The sequence below is a fragment of the Pseudoxanthomonas sp. J31 genome (assembly GCF_000510725.1).
Classification (GTDB): Bacteria; Pseudomonadota; Gammaproteobacteria; order Xanthomonadales; family Xanthomonadaceae; genus Pseudoxanthomonas.
The window spans coordinates 33936-53077 of the sequence record NZ_AZNZ01000007.1; the positions used below are offsets into that span (position 1 = coordinate 33936).

Consider the following 19142-nt stretch of genomic DNA (forward strand, 5'->3'; position numbering starts at 1 on the left):
CATGAACCCGGTGATCCGCTGGTTCCACCTCCTCGGCTCACCGCCGTACTTCGACCGCTTCGCGGCGCGCTGGGCCCCGTGGTGCTGGGGCGCGGCGCTGCTGACCCTGGCCGTGGGCGCCTGGCTGGCGCTGTTCCAGGTGCCGGCCGACTACCAGCAGGGCGACAGCGCCCGGATCCTCTACATCCACGTGCCCTCGGCCTGGATGAGCCTGTTCGTGTTCGCGCTGATGGCCCTCTATGCGGCCATCGGCCTGGTCTGGCGGATCAAGCTGTGCGAGGTGCTGGCCATGGCCTGCGCGCCGATCGGCGCCGGCTTCACCGTGATCACCCTGGCCACCGGCTCGATCTGGGGCAAGCCGATGTGGGGTACCTGGTGGGACTGGGATCCGCGCCTGACCACCGAGCTGATCCTGCTGTTCCTGTACCTGGGCGTGATCGGCCTGTACCACGCCGGCGACGACCGCCGTGCCTCGGCCCGCGCCGCCGGACTGCTGGCCATCGTCGGCGTCGCCCTGCTGCCGATCATCCGCTACTCGGTGGAGTGGTGGGATTCGCTGCACCAGGGCCAGACCATCCGCGTGTTCGGCCAGTCCAGCATGGATCCGAGCATGATGGCGCCGCTGTGGTGGATGGTGGCCGGCACCAAGTTCTGGTTCGCCGGCTCGCTGCTGGCGCGCGCGCGCGCCGACAACCTGCGGCGCGAGGCCGGCAAGGACTGGGTGCGCAAGCTGGCCGGAGGCGACGCATGAGCTACCTGCCCTACGTGGTCGGCGCGTACGCCGTGTTCGCCGCCGTGTTCCTGTGGGATTTCCTCGCGCCGCGGCTGCAGGTCCGGCGCCAGCTGCGCGCCGCGCGCCTGCGCGCGCGCCGCGACCGCAAGTCGTCCGCCCGCCCGGTGGACGTGGAGTTGACCCGATGAATCCGCAACGCCGCCGCCGGCTGCTGCTGGTGCTGGTCGTGGTGCTGGCCTCCGGCCTGGTCACCGCCCTGGTCGCCATGGCCCTCCAGCGCAATGTCGCCTACCTGTACACCCCGGCCGAAGTGCTGCGGGGCGAGGCCGGCGAACGCGCCCGCTTCCGGCTCGGCGGCATGGTCGAGAAGGGCTCGTTCCAGCGCGCCGCCGGCTCCATGGAAGCCAGCTTCCGCGTCACCGACGGCGATGCGCAGCTGCCGGTGCGCTATACCGGCATCCTTCCCGACCTGTTCCGCGAGGGCCAGGCGGTGGTGGCCACCGGGCGCATGGAAGACGGCGTGTTCGTGGCCGAGAACGTGCTGGCCAAGCACGACGAGACCTACATGCCCAAGGAAGTGGCCGACAAGATGGGCGTGGCGCACCAGAAGCACGAGGTGCAGGTGCCGGCACCCGGGACCGAACAGCAGTGATGGCCCTGGCCCGCGTCGGGACGTCCGCCCGGGGAACGCAAGCTTCCTGTCATGCCGCAGGAGGCAGCCATGCTGCCTGAACTGGGCCAGGTGCTGATGGCCCTGGCGCTGCTGGTGGCCGCGCTGCAGGCGCTGCTGCCGCTGGCCGGCGCCCACCGCGGCGAACCGCGGCTGATGGCCGTGGCCCGCCCGGCCAGCTACGCGATGCTGGCCCTGGTCGGCGGCGCCTTCGCCCTGCTGACCTGGGCCTTCGTGTCGCAGGACTTCTCGGTCCGCTACGTGGCCACCAATTCCAACTCGCTGCTGCCCATGGTCTACCGCTACACGGCGGTGTGGGGCTCGCACGAGGGCTCGCTGCTGCTGTGGGTGCTGGTGCTGTGCGTTTGGAACGCGCTGGTGGCGGCCTTCTCCCGCGCCCTGCCGCAGGCGGTGGTGGCGCGGGTGCTGGGGGTGCTGGGCATCGTCGCCTGCGGCTTCCTCGCCTTCCTGATCTTCACCTCCAACCCGTTCGAGCGCCTGCTGCCGGCGGCGGCCGAGGGCCGCGACCTCAACCCGCTGCTGCAGGACCCCGGGATGATCATCCACCCGCCGATGCAGTACGTCGGCTGGGCCGGGTTCTCGGTGCCGTTTGCCTTCGCCATCGCCGCCCTGCTCGATGGCCACATCGATGCGCGCTGGCTGCGCTGGGTGCGGCCGTGGACCAACGTCGCCTGGGCGTTCCTGACCGTGGGCATCGCCCTGGGCAGCTGGTGGGCGTACTACGAGCTGGGCTGGGGGGGCTGGTGGTTCTGGGACCCGGTGGAGAACGCCGCGTTCATGCCCTGGCTGGTGGGCGCCGCGCTGATCCACTCGCAGGCGGTGACCGAGAAGCGCGGCAGCTTCCCCGGCTGGACCCTGCTGCTGGCCATCGCCGCGTTCTCGCTGTCGCTGATGGGCACCTTCCTGGTGCGCTCGGGCGTGCTGACCAGCGTCCATGCCTTCGCCGCCGATCCATCCCGCGGCCTGTTCATCCTGGTGTTCCTGGGCCTGGTGATCGGCGGCTCGCTGCTGCTGTACGCGCTGCGCGCCGGGCGCCTGGACCCTGGCGCCGGCTTCCGCCCGGCCTCGCGCGAGACCCTGCTGCTGCTGAACAACCTGCTGCTGGCCAGCGCGTGCGCGATGATCCTGCTGGGCACGCTGTACCCGCTGCTGGCCGATGCGCTGGAGCTGGGCAAGATCTCGGTCGGCCCGCCTTACTTCGGCCTGCTGTTCTTCGTGCTGATGGCGCCGCTGCTGGCGCTGGTGCCGCTGGGCCCGCTGGTGCGCTGGCAGCGCGACCAGGCCTCCAAGGTCGCGGCGCTGCTGCTGCCGTGGCTGGGCCTGGCCCTGGTCGCCGGCGCGGTGGCGTACTTCGCCGCGCCGCAGGGCAGCTGGAAGACCGCGGCCGGCGTCGCCGGCGCGGCCTGGGTCGGGCTGGGCACGCTGCGCTTCGTCTGGGCGCGGCTGCGCAACAGCGGCCGCCTGACCGCCGAGATGTGGGGCATGGTCCTGGCCCATCTGGGCCTGGCCGTGTTCGTGGTCGGGGCCCTGCTGGTCGAGGCGCAGAACGTGCAGCGCGAAGTGGCGCTGAAGCCGGGCCAGGCCCTGGAGCTCGGCCGCTATGCCTTCCGCTTCGAGGGCGTGGACCGGCTGCGCGGCCCCAATTACCTGGCCGACCGCGGCCACGTGCAGGTGCTGCGCGATGGCCGCCCGCTGGCCCTGCTGCACCCGGAGAAGCGCGCCTATGCCAGCGGCGGCCAGGTGATGACCGAGGCCGGCATCCGCCCCGGGCTGGCCGCCGACGTCTACGTCGCCCTGGGCGAGTCGCTCGGCGACGGCGCCTGGGCGGTGCGCGTGCACGTCAAGCCGTTCGTACGCTGGATCTGGGGCGGTGCGGCGCTGATGGCGCTCGGCGGCCTGGTGGCCGCCGGCGACCGCCGCTTCCGCCGCGCCACCAAGGAGAAGACCGCATGAACACTCCGCACAAACCGCAGGGCCTGCCGGTGGTCGCCGTGGTGATCGGCGCCCTGTTCTTCCTTGGCCTGCTGGGACTGATGCTGCACGGGGTGATGCGCTCCGGCGACGCCGACCGCGACGTGCTGCCCTCGGCCCTGATCGGCAAGCCGGCGCCGGAATTCGTGCTGCCGGTGCTGCACGACCCCTCGGTGCAGATGGGCTCGGCCGAGCTGCGCGGCGCACCCTACGTGCTCAACGTCTGGGGCAGCTGGTGCGTGGCCTGCCGCGAGGAGCACCCGGTGCTGACCCGCTTCGCCGAGACCCGCCGCGTGCGCGTGGTCGGCTACAACTGGAAGGACGAGCCGGAGGACGCGCTGCGCTGGCTGGAACAGTTCGGCAACCCGTTCTTCGTGGTGCTGGCCGACTACGAGGGCCGCTACGTGCTGGACTGGGGCGTGGCCGGCGCGCCGGAGACCTTCCTGGTCGACGGCGCCGGCGTGGTGCGCTGGAAGCACACCGGCCCGCTGACCGAGCAGGTCGTGGCCGAACGCCTGCTGCCGGCGCTGGAGCAGGTGGAGCGCGGCCGGTGAGCGCCATGGCCGCCCGCGCGCCGTGCCTGCTGCTGGCCGCGGCGCTGGCCCTGGCGCAAGCGCCGGCCGCCTTCGCCCAGGCCGCCGGCGACCAGGCACCACCGGGCTTCCGCGACGCCGCCGAGGAAACCCGCTTCCACGCCCTGACCTCCGAGCTGCGCTGCGTGATGTGCCAGAACCAGTCGCTGGCCGACTCCAACGCGCAGATCGCCCAGGACATGCGCCGCGAGGTGCTGGCGCTGATGCGCCAGGGCCGCAGCGACGCCCAGATCAAGCAGCACCTGGTCGAACGCTACGGCGAGTTCGTGCTGTACCGGCCCAGGGTGGACCGCCATACCTGGCTGCTGTGGTTCGGTCCCGGCCTGGTGCTGCTGGGTGGCGCGGCGGTGGTGTGGAGCATCGTGCGCCGCCGTGCCCAGGCCGCGCCCGCGCGCGAAGACGACGATCCCCCGGAGCAGGAATGGTGAACACCTCCGTGCTGCTGTTCGCCCTGCTGGCCGTGGCCGTGGTCCTGGCCGTGGCGCTGTGGGTACTGCGGCCGCTGGGCCGGCCGCTGGCGGTCGCGGTCGGCGCGCTGGCCCTGTGCGCCGGCACCGGCGGGCTGTACCTGGCGGTAGGCACGCCGGCGGCGCTGCGCGCGCCGGTGGCCGCGGCGGACGCGCCGCAAAGCCTGGAGGACGCGGTGGCGCAGCTGGCCGCCGAACTGGAACGCAATCCGGCCCAGCCCGAGGGCTGGGTGCTGCTGGGCCGCTCCCAGGCCGCCCTGGGCAATGCCGCCGCCGCGCGCGACGCCTATGCCCGCGCCCTGGACTACGCGCCCGACGAACCCGACCTGCTGGTCGACGCCGCCGAGGCCCGCGCCCTGGCCCATCCGCAACGCCTGTTCGACGAACAGGCCGTGGCCTGGCTGCAGCGCGCGCGCCAGCTGGTGCCCGGGCATGCCCGCGCCGGCTGGTTCATCGGCGTGGCCCAGCGCCAGGCCGGCCAGGCCGCCGCGGCCGCGCGCACCTGGGAAGCGCTGCTGCCGGGCGTGGACGAGGCCACCGCGCGCAGCCTGCGGCTGCAGATCGACGCGGCGCGCGCCGATGCCGGCCTGCCGTCGCTGGATGCGCCGGCCGCGCCGGCGCCCGGCACCGGCCTGACGGTGAAGGTGGCGCTGGATCCGGATTACGCCGCACGCGCGCAGCCGGACGGCGAGGCGGTGGTGTTCGTGCTGGCGCGCGTGCCCGGCGGCCCGCCGATGCCGGTGGCGGTGGAGCGCCACCGCGTGCGCGACCTGCCGCTGGAGGTGGTGCTGGACGACCGCGACAGCCCGATGCCGACGCAGAAGCTGTCGGCGCTGCAGGAAGTCGAGGTGCTGGCGCGGATTTCCGCCGCCGGCAGCGCCAGCCGCGGCGAGGGCGACGTGGAATCGGCCCCGGTGCGGGTACGCCTGCCGGCCGGCGAGGCGGTCGAACTGGTCATCGGCGCGCCGGCACCCTGAGCGCCGCGCGGCCGCGCGGATCGTTTCAGCCGTCACCGGCGCCAGCGGCGCGCGGGCGATGCCGTTACACTGCGCCGCCTATGGCATCGGCGTCCGCATACGAGTTCATCCCGCCCGGCAGCCGCTTCCATGCGCTGCCCTCGCCCTTCCCGATGAAGCGCGGCGGCGTGCTGCACGGCGCACGCGTGGCCTACGAAACCTGGGGCACCCTGGCGCCCGGCCGCGACAACGCGGTGCTGATCCTCACCGGCCTGTCGCCGGACGCGCATGCCGCCTCCGGCCCGCACGATCCCGCGCCGGGCTGGTGGGAAGCCATGCTCGGCCCCGGCAAGCCGATCGATACCGGGCGCTGGTTCGTCATCTGCGTCAACGCGCTGGGCAGCTGCAAGGGCTCCACCGGCCCGGCCTCGCTGGATCCGGCCACCGGCCAGCCCTACCGGCTGGCGTTCCCGGAGCTGTCGATCGAGGACGTGGCCGATGCCGCCGCCGCGGTGGTGCGCGGCCTGGGCATCGCCCAGCTGGCCTGCGTGATCGGCAATTCGATGGGCGGCATGACCGCGCTCGGGCTGCTGCTGCGCCACCCGGGCATCGCCCGCAGCCACATCAACATCTCCGGCAGCGCGCGCGCCCTGCCCTTCTCCATCGCCGTGCGCTCGCTGCAGCGCGAGGCCATCCGCCTGGACCCGAACTGGAACGGCGGCAACTACGACCACGACACCTGGCCCGAGTCGGGCATGCGCATCGCCCGCAAGCTGGGCGTGATCACCTACCGCTCGGCGCTGGAATGGGACGGCCGCTTCGGCCGCGTGCGCCTGGACCAGAGCTCGCCGTTCGCCAACGGCAATGGCGAGGAAGACCCGTTCGGCCTGGAATTCCAGGTCGAAAGCTACCTGGAAGGCCATGCCCGGCGCTTCGTGCGCCGCTACGACCCCAATTGCTACCTGTACCTGAGCCGCTCGATGGACTGGTTCGACGTGGCCGAGTACGGCAACGGCGACGTGCTGGCCGGGCTGGCCACGGTCCGCATCGAGCGCGCGCTGGCGATCGGCGCCAGCACCGACATCCTGTTCCCGGTGCAGCAGCAGCAGGAAGTGGCCGAGGGCCTGGCCCGCGGCGGCGCCGATGCACAGTTCCTGGGCATGGACTCGCCGCAGGGCCACGATGCCTTCCTGGTGGATTTCGGGCGCTTCGGCCCGGCGGTCCGCGGCTTCCTCGATCGGCTATGATCGTTTCCTTCGAAACATACTTCTAACGTCCGCGCCGCTACCCTGCCGCCGCGTACGTTCCGGCAGGCGATGGGCGTGGATTTCCCGGGCAAGCACAAGATGGTGGCCGCGCTGGACGCGGCCGTGGCGCTGGGCGAATGCCAGGCGGTGACCGCGGCCCTGCGCCGCACCCTGGTCGCGCTGTTCGCCGACCGCGAGGTCGGCCTGCCGCCGCAGGTGCTGCAGCCGATCTGCGACCACTACGCCCGGCGCGAGCTCTACACCAGCCCGGACCTGGGCTACAGCGTGGTGGCGATGACCTGGGGGCCCGGCCAGGGCACCCATATCCACGACCACGACGGCGCCTGGTGCGTGGAGGGCGTGTGGCACGGGCGGCTGGCCATCACCCGCTACGAACCGGCCGAACGCGACGGCGAGCGCTGGCGCTTCGAGGCGGTGGACGACATCGAGGCCGCGCCCGGCTCGGCCGGTAGCCTGATCCCACCGCACGAATACCACGCCATCCGCAATCCGCAGGCCGACGCGGTGGCCGTGTCGCTGCACGTCTACCAGCACCCGCTGCTGCGCTGCCACGTATTCGTGCCGGAGGACGGGGCCAGCGGCCCGGCCGGCTGGACCCGGCGCGAGGAGCGCCGGCTGTGTACCGATCCGGCCGCTTAGCCGCCCCGCGGTCCGCTATACTGCGCGCCCGCGCCGAAGTGGCGGAATGGTAGACGCAGCGGACTCAAAATCCGCCGGCCTTAAAACCGTGTGGGTTCGAGTCCCACCTTCGGCACCAGATACGCGACGCCCCGGTCCGACGGCCGGGGCGTCCTCGTTTCCGCGCGCGAACCATGTCGCGGCCCACTCCCGACCGGCACCACCGCCGCGCAGCCCCCGCCCCACCTTGCGCCACGCCAGGCCGGAACCCGGCCCGGCCGTGCCGTCAGGACCCTGCCCCCAACGAAAAGGGCCCGCTTGCGCGGGCCCTCCGGTTTCCCTGCCGCCGGGGGCGGCGGCCTTCGCGGGGCCGCCGCCCCCCCTGGCCGAGGTCAGGCCGCCTGGGCGGCCGCCTCGAAATGCCTTCCGGCCAGCCGTGCGACCAGGTCTTCGCACAGGCTCTCCAGCGCCATGATCCGCACCGTCCCGTAGCGGGCCAGGCGCACCATCCGCTCGACGTAGATCTCGCGTCCATGTTCGGCGGTCTCCAGCATGGACTTGGTGAAGCCGTTGGGCACGAAGCCCCGCTTCCCGTCCTTGCTTCCGCCCACGTAAAGCACTATCGACGACATGGCCTTTCCTCTTCTTCTTGTTCTTGTCCGACCAGGCCGGGGAGTGTGGACACCTGGGCGTTAGGAACACGTGCAACCAACGTAGCCAGACCGTGTTTCCACCCGGGGACACGGTGGTTGCAGGCAGGGGACAGTCAGCCGGCGTTTAGCGGCGCCACGGCCACCAGCCATGGCCATGCAGGGCGTAGTGGTCGGCGGCGCGCTCCAGCGGGTTGCGCACCGAAATCCCGCCGCAGAGGAAATAGACCGGCACGAACAGCGGCCCCAGCAGCATGTACTGGTAGACGTGGGCGCGTTCGTGGTCGCCAAGGCGCACCTGCCGCTGGCGGCAGCGGCCGGCGCGGTGCTCGTAGGTGGCGCAGCTGGCGTCGAGGTCGGGTCCGGTGGACAGGATGACGTTGCCCAGGGTCATCGCCCCGCCCGGTCCCCAGGGGTAGCCGGCAAACAGCAGCGCCCGTTCGCGTCGGGCAAGGCGGAGGCGCGCGCCCAGCGGCAGCCCCGCCAGCCCCGCCAGCAGTCCCAGCAGCGTCCAGGGCGAGGCCCACACCACGCCCAGCACCAGGGCAAGCCCACGCAGGACGCGGGCGGCGCGGCTCAATCGGACTCGTTCGGGATCAGCAGCCACAGGATCAGGTAGACCAGCACGCCCGGGAAGGCGGCGGATACGACCGAACCGACCACGTAGATGATCCGCAGCCAGGTCGAACTCCAGCCGAAACGGCGGGCAATGCCGCCCAGCACGCCGGCGATCATGCGGTCGTTGAGTGAGCGGGCCAGGCCGCTCGTGGACGTTGCACTCATGGCCGACTCCGATGGTACCTGGCCGGAGTCTAGCGCTGCCCCGCGTCGCCGCGCAGTCGTTGCAGGCGCTGCCGCAGCCACTCGCCCGCCGGGCGTTCAGGCTCGCCCGGGCAGGCCACCCGGTACGGGCGTCCGGTCAGGCTGCTACGGGTGCCGGCACGCTCGATGAACTCCTCGGCCGTACCCTCCAGGCCGCGGCGGCGGGCATGCTCGTACTTGCGCTGCAGGTGCTCGCGCGCGGCAGCGGCCTCGTGCCAGCGGCCGTTGCGCTGGAAGCGGCAGCCGGAGTCGCCCAGCGCCGCGATCAGGGCGCGGATTTCGGCATCGCTCCCGGCATTGGCCAGCGCGGCTGGCACCAGGGCCAGGGCCAGCAGGCAGGCGCTGGCCCGTGCCCGTCCGGGGGCACGGCGCGCGGCCCGCGGGAAGTGCTTGGTGAGGTCGGGATGGCCGGTGGCGCTCATGGTCGGCTTCCGGGGATGGCGCGAAGTCTGGCCGGGCGGCGCCGGGCGGCGGGACTCAGCCCTGCCGCGCCGCCAGCCAGCGCTGGATCGCCGCCGGCACCTCGCGCTGGGCACGGCTGGAGACGTACAGGCCGATGTGCCCGCCGCGGAAGCCCAGCTCGGTGTAGTCGTCGGTGCCGACCAGGCCGCCCAGCGCGCGCGAGGCCGAGGGCGGCACCAGGTGGTCCTGCTCGGCGTAGATGTTCAGCACCGGCATGTCGACGAAGCCCAGGTCCACCGGCTGCCCGCCGATGCGCGCGTTGCGGTTGATGAAGGCATTGCCCTGGTAGAACTGCTTGATGAACTCGCGGAAGGCCTCGCCGGCCTGGTCGGGCGAGTCGAAGATCCACTTCTCCATGCGCAGGAAGTCCTCGACCGCCTTCGGATCCTCCAGCGCGTCCACCAGGCCCACGTACTTCTGCAGGTTCAGGCGGAACGGCTTGAGCATCAGGTAGCTGGCGTTCATCAGGTCGGCGGGGATGTTGCCCAGCGCGTCCACGAACAGGTCCACGTCCAGCCCGCGCACCCAGCCGGAGAGCATGTTGTCCGGGGTCTGGAAATCCACCGGGGTGACCATGGTGACCAGGTTGCGCACCTTCTCCGGGTGCAGCGCCGCGTAGCACAGCGAGAACGCGCCACCCTGGCACACGCCCAACAGGTTGACCGGGCCGCCGATGGCTTCGACCAGGTGGTCCACCGCACCGTCGATGAAGCGGTTGATGTAGTCGTCGAGGGTGAGGTAGCGGTCGGAGCGGTCCGGGTAGCCCCAGTCCAGCACGTACACGTCCAGGCCCAGCTCCAGCAGCCCGCGCACCAGCGAGCGGTCGGCCTGCAGGTCGACCATGTACGGGCGGTTGACCAGGGCGTAGACGATCAGCAGCGCCGGCCCGCTGGGCTCGCGCTCGCCGACGAAGCGGTAGAGCACGGTCTTGCCGTCGCGCCAGACCTCCTCGCGCCGGGTGGCCCCGTAGTCCACTTCGCCCACCCGTGCCAGCACCTGCAGGCCTTGGGCCAGCCGGCGCTGGAACTGCATGGCTTCCTGCGCCAGCGCCAGCGGGTCGAACCGGAAGGGACCACCCTGCCCGCTCATCCGCCACGGCCTCCGCGGCTACCTCCCGCCTTGCCGGTGGCGAGGTTGCGGTTGACCCAGTCCTTGATCGAGACCACCTGCGCGCCGCCGGCCGGCTGCGCCTTGCGCGCGCGTGCCTGGGCCGGCCGGGGCGACGCGGCCGCGGGGGCCGGCGTCCGTGTCGCGGCGGCCTTGCGTGCGGCCGGTTTCTTCGGCGTCGCGACAGCCTTCTTCGCCGCGGCTTTCTTTGCCACGGCCGGCTTCGCCCTGGCGGAGGCTTTGGCCTTGGGCGCTGCAGCGGACCTGGCGGCAACAGCCTTCTTCGCCGCCGCCGGCCTGGCGGAGCGGGTTGCCTTGGCGGAGGCCTTGGCGGCTGCCTTGGGGGGCTGCGCGCTGCGCGCCCTGGCGTCGCCCCCGGCTTTGGCGCCGGTGGCTGTGGCCTTGCGCGCGGCTGGCCTGCCCGCGCCTGCCGGCGCCGCGGCGGCCTTTTCCTTGCGCGGCGCACGCGGCGTGGCGCCGGGCACCGCAGCGGCGTTGCGCGCCAGTCCCGCGGCGCGGCGCAGTTCGCGCACGCTGCGCTCCAGCTCGGCGACCTTGCGGTGCACCGCGTCCACCTCGCTGCGCCCGGGCAGGCCAAGCAGCGCGCCCAGGCGCTCGACTTCCTGCTGCAGGCCCTGGCGCACGCGCATCAGCGCATTGGTCAGCGCCGCGTACTGCTGCTGGTATTCCTCCGAGAGCGCAGCCTCGGCCCAGGCCTCCTCGGCGGCGTCGATCCACAGGTCGAACAGCGCCCGCGCGCTGGCCAGCTGCTGCTCGGCGTTCTCCTGCCGCTGCTCCAGCAGGCGCTCGAAGCGGGCGAAGGCGTCCTGGCCGATGCGCGACAGCAGCGCGGTGAACGCCTCGTTGCGCTCTTCCCACTCCTGCCAGGCCGCGGCCAGCGCCTGCAGGCGCTGCTGGTGCTCGCGCGCCGGGCCCAGGCCGGGACGGCCAAACCATTCGGAAGCCTGCTGCCGCAGCGGGCGCAGCACGGCCTCGACGAACGGGCGCACCTGGTCGGGCCAGCCGGCCACGGCCGCGCCCATGCCGCCGGGCAGGCCCTGGAATACGCCGGCGAAGGGACTGCCGTCCTGCCCGCCCAGCATCTGCCTCCAGGCCGCGGCGATCTCGGCGGCGCTGCCGCCGCCCTCGGCGAACTGCGCGGCCAGCTGCTGCATGCGCGCGTACCAGTCGAACGCGGCCGGCGCGGGCTCCTCCGTCGCTTCCGGCCGCAGGCCAACGCCGAGCAGTCCGCTCCAGGTATCCCAGTACTGGCGCGCCAGCGAATCGAGGTCGCCGGGCGAAGATGCGTTGGCCATGAGCCTCTCCGGTGTCGCCGCCGATTCTAGCAGCGGCGGCGCGCGCGGCCCTTACGGCTTGGGAATATGGATGGTCTTGCTGATCATGAGCGAGCCGGACAGGGCGAACAGCAGCACCAGCGGGTGCAGCTGCCACGGCCCCAGCTGCCACTGGCCCCACCACAGGTCGGCGCCGATCCGGCCCTGCCAGGCGGCCACCGCCAGCACCACCACCAGCACCAGGCTGGTCGGGATCGGCGTGCCCTCGAAGTACTTCACCTTGCCCTCCTCGCCGGCCAGCTGCTCGGCGGTGACGTTGTAGCGCGCCAGGCGGCTGACGCCGCAGCCGACGAAGTACGACAGCACCAGCCAGTCCCAGCCGCCCTGCATGCCGCAGGCGTAGGCCAGCGCCGCCGGGGCCAGGCCGAAGGAGATCACGTCGGCCAGCGAGTCAAGCTCCCGGCCCAGGGTCGAGGACGACTTGCGCCAGCGCGCCACGCGCCCGTCCAGGGCATCGAAGATGAAGGCCGCGGGGATCAGCGCCATGCCGGCCAGCAGGTCGCCCACCCGGCCGTCCTGGAGGAAGCGCATCGCCGCGAACACCGCGCCGGTACCGCAGAAGGCGTTGGCCAGGGTGAACCAGTCGGCGAGCTGGAAGTCGCGCAGCATCGAGAAGTGGCGGGACATGCGTAAGGCCTGCGTGGGAGGCGCACAGGATACGCCCGCGGCGGTCGAAGCCGGGTGCGCGGCGGGGCTTCCGCCGCCGCGGGCGCTTGCTAAAGTCGTGGCGAGCCACCGGAGACGCCCATGCGCAACATCCTCATCACCGGCGCGGCCAGCGGCATCGGCGCCGGCATCGCCCGCGAGCTGGCGGCCGCGGGCCACCACCTGGTCGTCAGCGACCTGTCGGCCGAGGCGGCCGCCGTGGTCGCCGCGGAGATCCGCGCCGCCGGCGGTTCGGCCGAGGCGGTGGCGCTGGATGTGACCTCCGACGCCAGCGTGGCCCAGGCCCTGGCCTCGATCTCCTGCCCGGTGGAGGTGCTGGTCAACAACGCCGGGCTGCAGCACGTCGCGCCGCTGGAAGAGTTCCCGCCGGAGAAGTGGGACTTCCTGGTGCAGGTGATGCTGGTCGGCGTGGCCCGCCTGACCCGCGCGGTGCTGCCGGGCATGCGCGAGCGCGGCTACGGCCGCATCGTCAACATCGGCAGCATCCACGCCCTGGTCGCCAGCCCGTTCAAGAGCGCCTACGTGGCGGCCAAGCACGGCCTGGTCGGCTTCTCCAAGGTCATCGCCCTGGAGACCGCGGACACCGACATCACCATCAACACCATCTGCCCCAGCTATGTGAAGACCCCGCTGGTGGACAGCCAGATCGCGGCGCAGGCGCGCACCCGCGGCATCTCCGAGGAGGAGGTGGTGTCGCAGGTGATGCTCAAGCCCATGCCCAAGGGCGTGTTCATCGGCATGGACGAACTGGCCGGCACCACCGCGTTCCTGATCTCGCCGGCCGCGCGCAACATCACGGGCCAGTGCCTGGTGCTGGACGGCGGCTGGACCGCGCAGTAGCCGCGCGCCGTCGCCCGTGAACCCGCCCTGCCCGCGCACCGTTTACGCTGCGCGGGCACGCAACCATGCGCGCCTGGCCGCACGCACCCCACCACGCCACATCGGTAAACCCGCCGCGCCTGCGCGCTTTACCGCGCGCCGCACGGATGCAGCGGTTGCCGCGCGTGATCGAACACATGCCCACCCACCGCCTGGCGATCCGTGGAACACCGGAACCATCGATCCGCACACCGCGGGACAGTGGCGAATTTTTCGCCAGGGATCTTGACGAGTCCGTCACACAAGGCGTCGCGGTGGTTATCCACATACTTGTCCGCGAACCATCCACAGGCGGTGTGGAAAACCGCGTCCCCGACCCCGCGGGGGCTGGCGAAAATTTCGCCACCCATCTTGACATGCTTGTGCCGCAAGCGCGCGGCGCGCTTATCCACACGCTTTTCCCGCTGCTTTCCACATCCGGTGTGGAAAACGGCGCGGGGCGTGGAACATCTCACATGCGCGACCAGTTCCAGGACTGCATGCGCCCGTCGCGGTACGGCATCACCCCGTGGAATGGCCGCGGGTCGCCGTCGAACACCAGCGGCAGGAAGTTGCGGTCGCCTTCCCACATCGGCAGCTCGTCCAGGCGTTCGATTTCCACCCACTCCAGCGTGCCCTCGGGATTGGACTGCAGTGGCGTGCCGGTCCAGCCGTCGATCACGAACACGAAGCCCAGCCAGTCCTCGCCGTGCTTGCCGAAGCCCGGCCAGCTGATGGTCCCGCGCAGCTGCATCGAGGTGCACTCGATGCCGGCCTCCTCGCGGATCTCGCGGCGCATGCCGGCAAGCACGTCCTCGTCGCGCTCGATCTTGCCGCCCAGGCCGTTGTACTTGCCCAGCTGGTGGTCGTCCGGGCGCGCGTTGCGGTGGATCATCAGGACCTTCGAGCGGTCCGGCGAAAGCACGTAGCCGAGCGTGGCCACGATCGGGGTGTACGGCATGCAGTTCGGCCCCTGGCGGAAAGCGGCATTCTAGCCAGCGGCCCGCGCCGGGCCGCCGGCCGTCGTGTCAGCGCAGCAGGTGCGCGCGCAGGGCCTCGTACTCCGGCGGCACCGGCTCGGCCTGGGCCGGGCGCGCCAGCAGCTCGGCCAGGGCCGGCGGCACCTCCACCGGATGCCCGACCAGCGGCTCGACCACCGATTCGAACTTGGCCGGGTGCGCGGTGGCGGCAACCGCCCAGTCGCCATCGGTGCCGTCGGCGCGCAGCTCCTGCAGCACGTGCACCGCGGTGGCGGTATGCGGGCAGAACACCTCGCCGTGCTTCTGGCTGCGGGCCTGGATGGTGGCGCGGATGGTGTCGTCGCCGACCGAGATCGCGGTGAAGCCCTCGCGCAGCGCGGCCTCGTCGCCGCCGTAAAGCCACAGCAGGCGCTCGAAGTTGCTGGGCGCGCCCACGTCCATGGCGTTGGCGAGGGTGGCCACGCTGGGCCGCGGGCTGTAGGCGTCGCCGGCGAAGAACTCCGGCAGGACCCGGTTGGCATTGGTCGCCAGCACGATCCGCCCCAGCGGCGCGCCCAGCGCGCGCGCCAGGATCCCGGCCAGGGCGTTGCCGAGGTTGCCGGTGGGCACCACGAAGTTGAGCTCGCGCCCGGTCGCCGCGTGGTGGCTGAGCGATGCGTGCGCGTAGTAGCTCATCTGCGGCAGCAGCCGGCCCAGGCTGATGCTGTTGGCCGAACTCAGCGGCACCTGCGCCTGCAGTTCGGCGTCATTGAGTGCGCGCTTGACCAGGGCCTGGCAGTCGTCGAACGAACCGGCCACCCGCAGCGCCGAGACGTTGCCGCCGAAGCAGCCGAGCTGGTGCGCCTGGCGCGGCGAGACCCGGCCGTCCGGGTACAGCACCACCACGCGCAGGCCCGGCTGGCCATGGAACGCGGCGGCCACCGCGGCGCCGGTGTCGCCGGAGGTGGCCACCAGGATGGTCAGCGGACGGTCCGCGCCGCGGCGGATGCGCGCCAGGCAGGCGGCGAGGAAGCGTGCGCCGACGTCCTTGAACGCGGCGGTGGGGCCATGGAACAGCTCCAGGACGTGGTCGCCCGGGGTGGCCAGCGGCACCAGCGGCACCGGGAAATCGAGCGCCTCGGCGCAGATCGCCGCCAGCTCCGGCTCCAGCGCGTCGCCGGCGAAAAACGGCGCCAGCAGCGCGGTGGTGGTCTCGGCCAGGCTGGCGCCGGGGCGCAGCTGGCGCGGCGCCGGCAGCGCCTGCGGCACGTACAGGCCGCCGTCGGGCGCGAGGCCGGCGGCAATGGCCTGGCTGAGGTTGACGGCGGGAGCGGCGTTGCGGGTGGAAACGAAGTTCATCATGGATCCGTCGGGGCCTGGGGCGACCGCGGCGCGGCCGGCGGTGGATGGGGGACGCGCGGCCGGCGTCGGCCGCGCATGGCGGTTACAGCAGGGTAGCGCCGGGGCTGTCCAGCGGCGCCACCCAGGCCTGGCTGTCCAGGCCGGCGGCGGCGAACGCCGCCTGCACCGCCGGGGCCGCGGCCTCGGCACTGGCGCGGCTTTCGAACCAGCCGAACACGCTGGGACCGGCGCCGGAAATGCTCGCACCCATCGCCCCGCCGTCCAGCATCGCCGCCTTGGCCGCGGCAAAGCCCGGGATCAGCGCGGCGCGGCGCGGCTCGACCAGCACGTCGCGCAGGCCGGCGCGCACCAGCGCGGCGTCGCCGGCATGGCAGCCGGCCAGCACCAGTGCCAGGTTCGCGCTCTGCGCCACGAACTCCGGCAGCGCATAGCTGCCGGCCAGGGCCTCGCGTGCCTTGCGCGTCTCCAGCACCGCTTCCGGGTGCACCAGCAGGCTGTGCCACGCCTCCGGCACCGGGATCCGCACCAGGCGGTCGGCGGTGGCCAGCACCAGCCCGCCCAGCAGCATCGGGCCGATGTTGTCGCCATGCCGGCCGCCGCTGGCCACCGCCTCGCCTTCCAGCGCGAACGGGTACAGCGCGTGCCGTGTCAGCGGCCGGTCCAGCAGTGCGTTGGCGGCCACCAGCGCGCCCACGCACGAGGCGGCCGAACCGCCCATGCCCGAGCCCAGGGCGATGCCCTTGTCGATCTCGACCTCGAAGCCGAACGGCAGCTGCAGCGCCCGGCGCATCGCCTCCAGGGCGACGCCGGCGGTGTTGCGCGAGGCTTCCAGCGGCAGCGGATGGGCGGCACCGCGGATCTGGCGGATGCGCACCTGCGGCTCGGCGATCCGGCGCACGGTGACCGTGTCGCCGGCGCCGGCCAGGGCGAAGCCGAGGATGTCGAAGCCCACCGCGGCGTTGCCGGCCGAGGCCGGGGCGAAGGCCGTGGCCTGGCGCTGCATCGCGTCGCCGCTCACAGGCGCGCCCCGCGGCCGGCGGCCACCCGCAGCAGGTCGGCGAACACGCCGGCGGCGGTCACCTCCGGGCCGGCGCCGGGGCCCTGCACCACCAGCGGGTTCTCGCAGTAGCGGCGGGTGGTGAACTGGACGATGTTGTCGGTCAGGCGCAGGTTGGCGAAGGCGTGGTCGCGCGGCACCTCGACCAGGCCGACCGAGGCCTTGCCCTGGGCATCCAGGCGCGCGACGTAGCGCAGCACGCTGTTGTTGGCCTGCGCCCGCGCCAGCCGCGCGGCGAAGCCGGCATCGACCTCGTGCAGGCGCGCCATGAAGTCGTCCACGCTGGACTCGCGCAGCGCGGCCGGGACCAGGCTCTCCACCTGCACGTCCTCGATGCTCAGCTCGCAGCCGGCCTCGCGCGCCAGGATCACCAGCTTGCGGCCGACGTCGGTGCCGGACAGGTCGTCGCGCGGGTCCGGCTCGGTGTAGCCCAGCGAACGCGCCTCGGCCACCAGCCTGGAGAACGGCACGCTGCCGTCGTAGCGGTTGAACAGCCAGGCCAGGGTGCCGGAGAAGATGCCCTCGATCGAGATGACCTTGTCGCCTGTGTCCAGCAGGTCGCGCAGGGTGGAGATCACCGGCAGGCCGGCGCCGACCGTGGCCTCGTAGCGGAAGCGCGCGCCGCTGGCCTGGGCGGCGGCGCGGATCTCGCGCCAGCGCTGCAGCGGGCCGGAGCCGGCCTGCTTGTTCGGGGTGACCACGTGGATGCCGGCGGCCAGCCACTGCGCGTAGCGGTCGGCCACCTGCGGGCTGCCGCTGCAGTCGACGATCACCATGTGCGGCAGGTGCGAATCCAGCAGGTGCGCGGTGAAGCGGTCCAGGTCCAGCGGCTCGCGAGCGGCGGCGTAGGCCTCGCGCCAGTCGCCCTCGATCCCGCGCGGATCCAGCAGCTGGCGGCTGCGCGAGGCGATCGCGCGCAGGCGCAGGTCCAGCCGCGCCCTATCCAGCAGCTTGCCGCGCGCGGCCATCAGCTGGTCCAGCAGGGCACCGCCGACGTTGCCCGGCCCGATCACGCCCACCGCGAAGGTCTGCGGCGACAGCCAGAACCCGGCATGCGCCGCGCGCAGGGCGCGGGTGGCCTGCTCGCTGTCGATCGCCACCGAGATGTTGCGCTCGGACGAGCCCTGGGCGATGGCGCGGATGTTGACCTGGGCGCGGCCCAGCGCGCCGAACAGGCGCGCGGCGATGCCCGGCTGCCCGGCCATGCCGTCGCCGACCGCGGCCAGCACGCTGATGCCCGGCACGTGCTGCACGCGCTGCACCTGGCCGATCGCCAGCTCGTGGGCGAAGGCGTTGAGCAGCGCCGCCTGGGCGCGCTCGGCGTCGTCCTGGCGGACCACGCAGCAGATCGAGTGCTCGGACGAGCCCTGCGAGATCATCACCACCGACACCCGCGCGTTGCGCAGCGCGGCGAACACGCGCTCGGCGGTGCCGGGCACGCCGATCAGGCCGGTGCCTTCGAGGTTCACCAGGGCCAGGTTCGGGCTCAGGGTCAGGCCCTTCACCGGCCGGGTCGGATCGCGCCCGGCGCTGATCCGGGTGCCCGGGTGCTCGGGCTGGAAGGTGTTGCGGATGACGATCGGCAGGCCGCGCTCGATCGCCGGGTACATGGTCTGCGGATGCACGACCTTGGCGCCGAAGTAGGCCAGCTCGCAGGCCTCGTCGTAGCTCAGCGACTCCAGCTGCACCGCCTCCGGCACCACCCGCGGGTCGGCCGAAAGCACGCCGTCCACGTCGGTCCAGATGTGCAGCTCGTCGGCCTCGAACAGGGCGGCGAAGATCGCGCCGGAGAAGTCGCTGCCGTTGCGGCCGAGTGTGGTGACGCGGCCGTTGCGGTCGCGCGCCACGAAGCCGGTGGCCACCACCCGCCGCTGCGGGTTGGCCTGGCGCCAACGCGCCAGTTTCTCCGCGCTGCGCGCCCAGTCCACGTCCACGCCCAGTTCGCCGTGGGTGACCACCAGCACCTCGCGCGCGTCCAGCACCGCGCAGTCCTCGCCCAGCGCGCGCAGGTGCATGCCCAGCAGCTGCGCCGAGTACACCTCGCCCAGGCCCTGCACCCGCTGCAGCACTTCCTCCGGCAGGCTGCCGAGCACGTGCACCGCCTCCAGCACCCGCGCCAGCTCGTCGAAGCGCTGGTCGATCCACTCCACCGCGTCGCCGGCGTGCTCGGCCAGCAGGGCCACGGCCGCGCTGCGGTGGCGCGCGCGCAGGTCGTGCCAGGCGTCGTGCCAGTCCGGCTCGCCCTCGCCCGCCGCCGCGGAGGCATGGGCCAGGGCGATCAGCGCGTCGGTGACGCCCTTCATCGCCGAGACCACGGTGACCTGGATGTCCTCGTCGCGCGCCAGCAGCAGCCGGGCGACGTGGCGGTAGCGCTCGGCATCGGCCACGGAAGTGCCGCCGAACTTGTGCACGACGGTGCGGACGGCGGACGGGCGCGGGAGGGATTCGGACGGACTTGCGACTGCGGCAGACGACATCGGAGACCTCGGTTGTGAGGCCCAGCGCGCGTATCGGTGCGGGTCGCCCCGCGCCTGATCCAGGTGCGGG

21 protein-coding genes and 1 tRNA gene are annotated in these 19142 nt (G+C 72.8%); 11 read left to right on the plus strand and 11 right to left on the minus strand.

Annotated features, from left to right (window positions below; all coding sequences use genetic code 11):
• The first annotated feature begins 1 nt into the window (after nucleotide 1).
• From PSEJ31_RS0109000 to PSEJ31_RS0109045, 10 genes are all read left to right on the plus strand, one after another.
• Nucleotides 2–751, plus strand: coding sequence for a heme ABC transporter permease (locus tag PSEJ31_RS0109000; RefSeq protein ID WP_028915269.1), 750 nt, complete (start codon nucleotides 2–4; stop codon nucleotides 749–751).
• Nucleotides 748–921 carry a heme exporter protein CcmD gene (gene ccmD / locus PSEJ31_RS0109005; protein WP_028915270.1) on the plus strand — a complete coding sequence of 58 codons (174 nt, stop codon included), beginning with the start codon at nucleotides 748–750 and terminating at the stop codon, nucleotides 919–921. Before PSEJ31_RS0109000 ends, ccmD begins: the two co-directional genes overlap by 4 nt.
• Nucleotides 918–1385 (plus strand): cytochrome c maturation protein CcmE, encoded by a 468-nt coding sequence (ccmE, locus tag PSEJ31_RS0109010; RefSeq protein WP_019397676.1) that lies wholly within the window; start codon nucleotides 918–920, stop codon nucleotides 1383–1385. The genes ccmD and ccmE overlap by 4 nt, the downstream gene beginning before the upstream one ends.
• Before the next feature lie 69 nt (nucleotides 1386–1454).
• Nucleotides 1455–3377, plus strand: coding sequence for a heme lyase CcmF/NrfE family subunit (locus tag PSEJ31_RS0109015; RefSeq protein ID WP_028915271.1), 1923 nt, complete (start codon nucleotides 1455–1457; stop codon nucleotides 3375–3377).
• The gene (locus PSEJ31_RS0109020; RefSeq protein WP_019397674.1) at nucleotides 3374–3949 is read left to right on the plus strand and encodes a DsbE family thiol:disulfide interchange protein; all 576 of its coding nucleotides are present in this window, start codon (nucleotides 3374–3376) and stop codon (nucleotides 3947–3949) included. The genes PSEJ31_RS0109015 and PSEJ31_RS0109020 overlap by 4 nt, the downstream gene beginning before the upstream one ends.
• A 5-nt stretch (nucleotides 3950–3954) precedes the next feature.
• On the plus strand, nucleotides 3955–4416 hold the full coding sequence (locus tag PSEJ31_RS0109025) for a cytochrome c-type biogenesis protein (protein ID WP_083852385.1): 462 nt from the start codon (nucleotides 3955–3957) through the stop codon (nucleotides 4414–4416).
• Entirely contained in the window at nucleotides 4410–5432 is a 1023-nt protein-coding gene (locus PSEJ31_RS0109030; protein WP_084220841.1) for a cytochrome C biogenesis protein, read from the plus strand. The genes PSEJ31_RS0109025 and PSEJ31_RS0109030 overlap by 7 nt, the downstream gene beginning before the upstream one ends.
• 80 nt (nucleotides 5433–5512) lie before the next feature.
• The gene (locus tag PSEJ31_RS0109035) at nucleotides 5513–6658 is read left to right on the plus strand and encodes a homoserine O-acetyltransferase (RefSeq protein WP_028915273.1); all 1146 of its coding nucleotides are present in this window, start codon (nucleotides 5513–5515) and stop codon (nucleotides 6656–6658) included.
• A gap of 69 nt (nucleotides 6659–6727) precedes the next feature.
• Entirely contained in the window at nucleotides 6728–7318 is a 591-nt protein-coding gene (locus tag PSEJ31_RS0109040) for a cysteine dioxygenase family protein (RefSeq protein WP_028915274.1), read from the plus strand.
• Nucleotides 7319–7350: 32 nt separating this feature from the next.
• Nucleotides 7351–7436 (plus strand) — tRNA-Leu (locus PSEJ31_RS0109045).
• A 253-nt stretch (nucleotides 7437–7689) separates the two neighbouring features.
• On the opposite strand, the gene PSEJ31_RS0109050 is transcribed toward PSEJ31_RS0109045, so the two are convergent.
• From PSEJ31_RS0109050 to PSEJ31_RS0109080, 7 genes are all read right to left on the minus strand, one after another.
• Nucleotides 7690–7929: a hypothetical protein gene (locus tag PSEJ31_RS0109050; RefSeq protein WP_037034918.1), complete on the minus strand. Its 240-nt coding sequence runs from the start codon at nucleotides 7927–7929 to the stop codon at nucleotides 7690–7692.
• 145 nt (nucleotides 7930–8074) lie between these two features.
• Complete coding sequence (locus PSEJ31_RS15920; protein ID WP_125076941.1) at nucleotides 8075–8506, minus strand: hypothetical protein; 432 nt, start codon at nucleotides 8504–8506, stop codon at nucleotides 8075–8077.
• 17 nt (nucleotides 8507–8523) lie between these two features.
• On the minus strand, nucleotides 8524–8730 hold the full coding sequence (locus tag PSEJ31_RS0109060; protein WP_037034920.1) for a PspC domain-containing protein: 207 nt from the start codon (nucleotides 8728–8730) through the stop codon (nucleotides 8524–8526).
• Between the two features lie 29 nt (nucleotides 8731–8759).
• Nucleotides 8760–9191, minus strand: a complete 432-nt coding sequence (locus tag PSEJ31_RS0109065) for a DUF5329 domain-containing protein (protein ID WP_084220842.1) — start codon at nucleotides 9189–9191, stop codon at nucleotides 8760–8762.
• 55 nt (nucleotides 9192–9246) lie between these two features.
• Nucleotides 9247–10320 carry a class III poly(R)-hydroxyalkanoic acid synthase subunit PhaC gene (locus PSEJ31_RS0109070; RefSeq protein WP_019397665.1) on the minus strand — a complete coding sequence of 358 codons (1074 nt, stop codon included), beginning with the start codon at nucleotides 10318–10320 and terminating at the stop codon, nucleotides 9247–9249.
• On the minus strand, nucleotides 10317–11654 hold the full coding sequence (phaE, locus tag PSEJ31_RS15925; RefSeq protein WP_051403707.1) for a class III poly(R)-hydroxyalkanoic acid synthase subunit PhaE: 1338 nt from the start codon (nucleotides 11652–11654) through the stop codon (nucleotides 10317–10319). The genes PSEJ31_RS0109070 and phaE overlap by 4 nt, the downstream gene beginning before the upstream one ends.
• 51 nt (nucleotides 11655–11705) lie before the next feature.
• Nucleotides 11706–12320 carry a CDP-alcohol phosphatidyltransferase family protein gene (locus PSEJ31_RS0109080; RefSeq protein WP_019398649.1) on the minus strand — a complete coding sequence of 205 codons (615 nt, stop codon included), beginning with the start codon at nucleotides 12318–12320 and terminating at the stop codon, nucleotides 11706–11708.
• Nucleotides 12321–12440: 120 nt separating this feature from the next.
• Between PSEJ31_RS0109080 and PSEJ31_RS0109085 the strand changes: the two genes are divergently transcribed.
• Nucleotides 12441–13199: a 3-hydroxybutyrate dehydrogenase gene (locus PSEJ31_RS0109085; RefSeq protein ID WP_019398650.1), complete on the plus strand. Its 759-nt coding sequence runs from the start codon at nucleotides 12441–12443 to the stop codon at nucleotides 13197–13199.
• 490 nt (nucleotides 13200–13689) lie between these two features.
• Here the strand turns inward: PSEJ31_RS0109085 and PSEJ31_RS0109090 are convergent, their stop codons facing one another.
• From PSEJ31_RS0109090 to thrA, 4 genes are all read right to left on the minus strand, one after another.
• A complete protein-coding gene (locus tag PSEJ31_RS0109090; protein WP_019398651.1) occupies nucleotides 13690–14178 on the minus strand; it encodes an 8-oxo-dGTP diphosphatase in 489 nt (162 codons plus the stop codon).
• A 67-nt stretch (nucleotides 14179–14245) separates the two neighbouring features.
• Nucleotides 14246–15538 carry a threonine synthase gene (thrC, locus tag PSEJ31_RS0109095; RefSeq protein WP_028915276.1) on the minus strand — a complete coding sequence of 431 codons (1293 nt, stop codon included), beginning with the start codon at nucleotides 15536–15538 and terminating at the stop codon, nucleotides 14246–14248.
• An 82-nt stretch (nucleotides 15539–15620) separates the two neighbouring features.
• A complete protein-coding gene (locus PSEJ31_RS0109100; protein ID WP_050992165.1) occupies nucleotides 15621–16541 on the minus strand; it encodes a homoserine kinase in 921 nt (306 codons plus the stop codon).
• A gap of 11 nt (nucleotides 16542–16552) precedes the next feature.
• Nucleotides 16553–19072 carry a bifunctional aspartate kinase/homoserine dehydrogenase I gene (thrA, locus tag PSEJ31_RS0109105; RefSeq protein ID WP_028915277.1) on the minus strand — a complete coding sequence of 840 codons (2520 nt, stop codon included), beginning with the start codon at nucleotides 19070–19072 and terminating at the stop codon, nucleotides 16553–16555.
• Nucleotides 19073–19142: the final 70 nt, after the last annotated feature.

Bases quoted from the DNA above. Each gene is read 5' to 3' on its own strand.
- PSEJ31_RS0109000 (WP_028915269.1), top strand. From the start codon at position 2: ATGAACCCGGTGATCCGCTGGTTCCACCTCCTCGGCTCACCGCCGTAC.
- ccmD (WP_028915270.1), top strand. From the start codon at position 748: ATGAGCTACCTGCCCTACGTGGTCGGCGCGTACGCCGTGTTCGCCGCC.
- ccmE (WP_019397676.1), top strand. From the start codon at position 918: ATGAATCCGCAACGCCGCCGCCGGCTGCTGCTGGTGCTGGTCGTGGTG.
- PSEJ31_RS0109015 (WP_028915271.1), top strand. From the start codon at position 1,455: ATGCTGCCTGAACTGGGCCAGGTGCTGATGGCCCTGGCGCTGCTGGTG.
- PSEJ31_RS0109020 (WP_019397674.1), top strand. From the start codon at position 3,374: ATGAACACTCCGCACAAACCGCAGGGCCTGCCGGTGGTCGCCGTGGTG.
- PSEJ31_RS0109025 (WP_083852385.1), top strand. From the start codon at position 3,955: ATGGCCGCCCGCGCGCCGTGCCTGCTGCTGGCCGCGGCGCTGGCCCTG.
- PSEJ31_RS0109030 (WP_084220841.1), top strand. From the start codon at position 4,410: ATGGTGAACACCTCCGTGCTGCTGTTCGCCCTGCTGGCCGTGGCCGTG.
- PSEJ31_RS0109035 (WP_028915273.1), top strand. From the start codon at position 5,513: ATGGCATCGGCGTCCGCATACGAGTTCATCCCGCCCGGCAGCCGCTTC.
- PSEJ31_RS0109040 (WP_028915274.1), top strand. From the start codon at position 6,728: ATGGGCGTGGATTTCCCGGGCAAGCACAAGATGGTGGCCGCGCTGGAC.
- PSEJ31_RS0109050 (WP_037034918.1), bottom strand. From the start codon at position 7,929: ATGTCGTCGATAGTGCTTTACGTGGGCGGAAGCAAGGACGGGAAGCGG.
- PSEJ31_RS0109060 (WP_037034920.1), bottom strand. From the start codon at position 8,730: ATGAGTGCAACGTCCACGAGCGGCCTGGCCCGCTCACTCAACGACCGC.
- PSEJ31_RS0109065 (WP_084220842.1), bottom strand. From the start codon at position 9,191: ATGAGCGCCACCGGCCATCCCGACCTCACCAAGCACTTCCCGCGGGCC.
- PSEJ31_RS0109070 (WP_019397665.1), bottom strand. From the start codon at position 10,320: ATGAGCGGGCAGGGTGGTCCCTTCCGGTTCGACCCGCTGGCGCTGGCG.
- phaE (WP_051403707.1), bottom strand. From the start codon at position 11,654: ATGGCCAACGCATCTTCGCCCGGCGACCTCGATTCGCTGGCGCGCCAG.
- PSEJ31_RS0109080 (WP_019398649.1), bottom strand. From the start codon at position 12,320: ATGTCCCGCCACTTCTCGATGCTGCGCGACTTCCAGCTCGCCGACTGG.
- PSEJ31_RS0109085 (WP_019398650.1), top strand. From the start codon at position 12,441: ATGCGCAACATCCTCATCACCGGCGCGGCCAGCGGCATCGGCGCCGGC.
- PSEJ31_RS0109090 (WP_019398651.1), bottom strand. From the start codon at position 14,178: ATGCCGTACACCCCGATCGTGGCCACGCTCGGCTACGTGCTTTCGCCG.
- thrC (WP_028915276.1), bottom strand. From the start codon at position 15,538: ATGATGAACTTCGTTTCCACCCGCAACGCCGCTCCCGCCGTCAACCTC.
- PSEJ31_RS0109100 (WP_050992165.1), bottom strand. From the start codon at position 16,541: ATGCAGCGCCAGGCCACGGCCTTCGCCCCGGCCTCGGCCGGCAACGCC.
- thrA (WP_028915277.1), bottom strand. From the start codon at position 19,072: ATGTCGTCTGCCGCAGTCGCAAGTCCGTCCGAATCCCTCCCGCGCCCG.